The sequence below is a fragment of the Sulfurovum sp. genome (genome assembly GCF_041551015.1).
Lineage (GTDB): Bacteria > Campylobacterota > Campylobacteria > Campylobacterales > Sulfurovaceae > Sulfurovum.
This window is the reverse complement of sequence record NZ_JBFENQ010000138.1, coordinates 1-4,376: the sequence shown is the minus strand read 5'-3', so window position 1 is coordinate 4,376 and position 4,376 is coordinate 1. Positions and strand designations below refer to the sequence as shown.

The window sequence follows — 4,376 nt, the reverse complement described above, 5'->3', positions numbered from 1 at the left end:
CGATAAACTTCCCGGTGAAATAAGCGGTGGTCAGCAACAGCGTGTAGCAGTAGCCCGTGCCGTTGCTTCGCGTCCTAAACTGATACTTGCAGATGAACCCACAGCAAATTTGGACTCAAAGAACAGTGAACGCCTTATGAATATGCTGCGTACTCTCAACGAAAAAGAACATGTCACTGTCATTTTCGCTTCACATGACAAATATGTTTTAAAACAGTCAAAACGTATTATCGTTTTGGATGATGGAGTTGTCATTGAAGATCGCTAAATACCTAACCTTGCTCTGTTTGACTGTCCCTATCATAGCAGTAGAACATGACATTAGCATAGAAAATACGAACTATACAATATCAAAGGTACCCTCCCCAGATGATGACAGAGTTCTTTACAATTATAATAGACTACGATTAACTGATAAGATAAAAGAGGGTAATTGGTTTGCTCATATCATCGCAGATATAGATAACTACTATGGAGAAGATTATATTGACAGCTTTGAATATCAGTTTTTACGTGGGATCAAAGCAGATACTCCTTTTGACATAGAAACCAATGCCAAAAATTACGGTAATGGTGAAGTGTTTGGACGACTGCACCGTTTTAATGTTGGTTATGCAGATGAGAAGCACCATGTAGTCTTAGGATTACAAAAGATCACTATGGGGGTAGGACGCATATGGACGCCTACTGACCTCTTTAATCCCAGAAACCCTCTTGCCCTTGAACCTGACCAGATCTATGGTAATTTCTCCCTTTCCTATACTTACGCACTGGATGAACTGAGTCAAGCAATGGTAGTGGTTGCAAAACGTCATGATGGCAGTTACAAGTATGCAGGAAGGATCAAAGGAAATATTAACATTGGTGATGTAGCACTCGATGTCTATTCAAGTAATGATGCTGAAATGTTCGCATATGAACTTGAAGGAAACCTTTTTAATACAGGTATAGAGTGGCGAAGCGAAGGCGGATATTATAAAGACAAACTTTTGGATAAAGATTTTTACCAAACCATACTTGGGATAGACTATGGTTTTGTCAATGGGCTTACCGTCATGGCAGAGTGGCTACACTCTTCAGAAACCTACAAAGCTGACGATATACTCAACTATCAAGAAAGCAGTCTAAGCTATAACCGTCACCTCTCATCTGACTATGTAGGTGCATCAGCCTATTATGACTTTAATCTACTCTACAACGGTGCATTAATCATGATCTATAGTCCGGAAGACCAAAGTAGTTTCATATCACCACTCATAACCTACAGCATCAGTGATGATGCATCACTGTCCGCAGGTGCTATGCTTTATACTGGAGATGATGAAAGTGAATTTGGTAATATAGGAAACAGTTATTATCTTCGTTTAAAAGCAACCTACTGACCTTTTTTCATTCACTTTTTAAACACTTTGGAGGGTGTCTTTTCTTTAATAGTTTTCATTATAAAAGTTTCTATATAGTATATTTTATAAGGCTTTCTATAGGAGGTTACATATTTATACTCCATAAACGTCGTTACAAAGATAAACTTTATAGTCTCTGTTAGATTATAAAGTTATTTTTTAGAGCATTATCTTTTGTTTTATCTAGCATTTATTAAGATATATTGACAGCATCAAAACAGAGATAGAAGAAGTATACTGCAACACTACATTTATATATAAAATATGTAATGTATCATCATATTTTATATCTATTAATGATCTGAGCTATATATTTAGCAGAAATTTTTAAAAAATCTATCCCATCATATTTATTTTATACATCTACAAACAATAAATTAGTATATACTTGTGGCTTTTTAATAAAGTGTATTATTTTTTATCTTTAGGTGGTATCAATCTATTATCTTGGCCAGTGTGTTTTCTAAATTCTAATTCTTTTGGATCTCTTCTCATAATATGAAAGAACATATACACATACCCCCCTACAACAATAGACAGAATAACAAGGCATAATATTATTATTTTCCATAGTTCCATACATAACTCCTTATTTGTTTATTTTTAATCATTACATCCATTAGGTGGAACTCCATCTTTTGCATATTTCACCGAATATTCAAAAATATCTTTCAAATATTCTTCTTTGATTATTTCTATTGGGAGATCTGGGCAGATTATTTTTGCTTCCTCAGGGAATTTACCGGTTTCATAGATATCTTCCCACTCTTCTTGTAAATGATGTCTAGCAAATACGATACCTGAAAATCCACATGTCTTATAGAAATTCTTTTTATATAGTCGTTGCCCTTTTTTGACATCCGCCATACTGTTTATTGATATTAGTAATAAAAGTGTAACAACGCTGATTATTTTTTTCATATTATTTCTCCTTTATAAGGTTGTATGACAGTATATGCAAAAAACGTTAAGTTAAACTTAACGTTTTAATTTTTATATAAGGAAATTATGCATATAATAAAACGTTAAGTTGGACTTAACGTTTATAGATTTATATGAAGGATAAATTATGCCTCGTTCAATACCTTGGTGGCTTGGTGGTCTTTTAATGGCTTTATTATTTTATTATACATTCTCGATCTGGGGTGCTAATCGTCCCATAGGCGCTTCAACAGGTATGTCATATCTTGCAAACTTTATCTTTGATCTGGACACAGAACATTACGAATATGCTGCAATGATAGAAAAATCTGGTGCGTGGGAAGCTGTAATGCTTATAGGTGTATTTTTTGGAGGACTATTTATGTCTACAGTAGTGACCAAAACATTTCATATAAGCTATATACCTACACTTTGGAAAGAACGAAAAAACACTTCCATTCCCTCCCGTATGATTTGGAGCTTTATTGCTGGATTTCTTCTGGTATTTGGAGCAAGATTAGCTGGGGGTTGTAATGCTGGACATATATTATCTGGTGGTAGTCAATTGGCTATAAGTGGTATGATATTTGCCATAGTAGCTTTAAGTACAGGTATGATCACCGGTAGATTTTTTTATAAAAGAAAAAAAGGATGAGATGATGATCGATCGTATAATTGATATGTTTGATGTTGTAGCGGAGCAAGAGCATGGTTCTATTTTAAAGGTACTTCTTATAGGATTTGCTTTTGGAGCCATCATTTTATATTCACGTCTTGATAAGTTTGAAAAAATGGCTGGTTTTATGATATTTGAAGATACTATGGTTCCTAGAATGGCCATGACTACAGTTGCCCTTTCGAGTGTGGGTTTTTATTTTCTTGTTCAATCGGGATATGCAACTTATGATATTAAACCTACACTATTGGGTGGGCTTATCATAGGTGCCATATTATTTGGAATAGGATTAGTCATTTTAGGTAAATGTCCATCAGCATTTTTAGTTTCAGTTTCTGAAGGACGAATTGATGCATTTATAGGTGTACTTGGAGGAATGTTTGGTGGCCTGGCGTTTACTCTTGGCTATCCTTATATTAAACACATTTTAGGACCAGACTTAGGTAAGATTAGACTACCGGATTTTTTTATAGGACATGGATTAGTAACAGTTTTAACAGTAAGCGGAATTTTATTGGTCATTGCATTTTTACTACCAACTAAAGAGTACGAAGATCCCGCTGATATACATAAAATAAATAAATAACAATATAATAGGAGCATAGTAATAATGAAAAAATATATTTTTTTAGTAATAGGTTTAGTCAGTTTTGTGCAAGCACAAGAGTATAAATCTGTTTTTGATTGTAGTTCAAGTGATGCGCGTTTCGTGATGACACGTATGAACTTGATAGAAAGAACCATGAACATGATTGAAAAAGATGGTGATAAAGCAAATTTTGCGATCACGCTTCATGGAGGATGTGTCCCTATGGTTTCAAATGTTTATGGTGAAATAGTTCCTGATGAGGATATATCTTATATCAAAAAGGCTCAAGAGAGTATTACGCGTTTAGCTCAAAAGAAAAAGGTAAAAATAATTGTTTGTGCTATGTCATTGAATGCACATGCAATTGAGAAAAAGGAAGTTTTACCTTTTATAAACATATCAAAAAATAGTTTTATAGATACGATTGATTTCCAAAATAAAGGCTATGCTCTCATGACATTTAAGTAAATACTTACCTCATTTCAAAAACCTTATAAAATATATAACTTTATAAGGTTTTCATTGCAAGATTATACATTTTCTATCAGAGGTACATCACTCTCGGCTGTACTAGACTTATCATCATAAAGAGACACGATGAGATCAAATATCTTTTCTTGTGTAATAGGTTTTATAAAATGCTCAGAGTCAGTCTTTATATCATTATCTTCTAAATCATCTGGATCTCGAAGCAGTACATATTTGAGTGGTGCACGTTCTTGTGCTTTGGCAATAGTTTCTTTCGTTTTTTCAGTAATAATTTTTTCACTTATGATCAAGATATCAT

Annotated in this window: 7 protein-coding genes; 5 read left to right on the top strand and 2 right to left on the bottom strand. The window is 33.8% G+C overall.

Annotated elements, in window-relative coordinates:
* Together ABZC96_RS08515 and ABZC96_RS08510 are read left to right on the top strand one after the other, a co-directional pair.
* On the top strand, positions 1-268 hold a 268-nt coding region (locus tag ABZC96_RS08515), incomplete at its 5' end, for an ATP-binding cassette domain-containing protein (RefSeq protein WP_373030453.1).
* A complete protein-coding gene (locus ABZC96_RS08510) occupies positions 255-1,382 on the top strand; it encodes a hypothetical protein (RefSeq protein WP_373030452.1) in 1,128 nt (375 codons plus the stop codon). The genes ABZC96_RS08515 and ABZC96_RS08510, both read left to right, overlap by 14 nt.
* 624 nt (positions 1,383-2,006) lie before the next feature.
* Here ABZC96_RS08510 and ABZC96_RS08505 read toward each other — a convergent pair.
* Positions 2,007-2,324, bottom strand: coding sequence for a hypothetical protein (locus tag ABZC96_RS08505; protein ID WP_373030451.1), 318 nt, complete (start codon positions 2,322-2,324; stop codon positions 2,007-2,009).
* Between the two features lie 148 nt (positions 2,325-2,472).
* Here ABZC96_RS08505 and ABZC96_RS08500 point away from each other — a divergent pair, with 148 nt between their 5' ends.
* From ABZC96_RS08500 to ABZC96_RS08490, 3 genes are read left to right on the top strand one after another with little or no spacing between them, the layout of a single operon-like run.
* Positions 2,473-2,979 carry a YeeE/YedE thiosulfate transporter family protein gene (locus tag ABZC96_RS08500; RefSeq protein WP_373030449.1) on the top strand — a complete coding sequence of 169 codons (507 nt, stop codon included), beginning with the start codon at positions 2,473-2,475 and terminating at the stop codon, positions 2,977-2,979.
* Positions 2,980-2,983: 4 nt separating this feature from the next.
* Positions 2,984-3,586, top strand: a complete 603-nt coding sequence (locus ABZC96_RS08495; protein ID WP_373030447.1) for a YeeE/YedE thiosulfate transporter family protein — start codon at positions 2,984-2,986, stop codon at positions 3,584-3,586.
* Positions 3,587-3,610: 24 nt separating this feature from the next.
* Complete coding sequence (locus ABZC96_RS08490) at positions 3,611-4,057, top strand: DsrE family protein (protein ID WP_373030445.1); 447 nt, start codon at positions 3,611-3,613, stop codon at positions 4,055-4,057.
* A gap of 62 nt (positions 4,058-4,119) precedes the next feature.
* Here the strand turns inward: ABZC96_RS08490 and ABZC96_RS08485 are convergent.
* A partial coding sequence (locus ABZC96_RS08485; protein WP_373030443.1) for a hypothetical protein occupies positions 4,120-4,376 on the bottom strand: 257 nt, incomplete at its 5' end.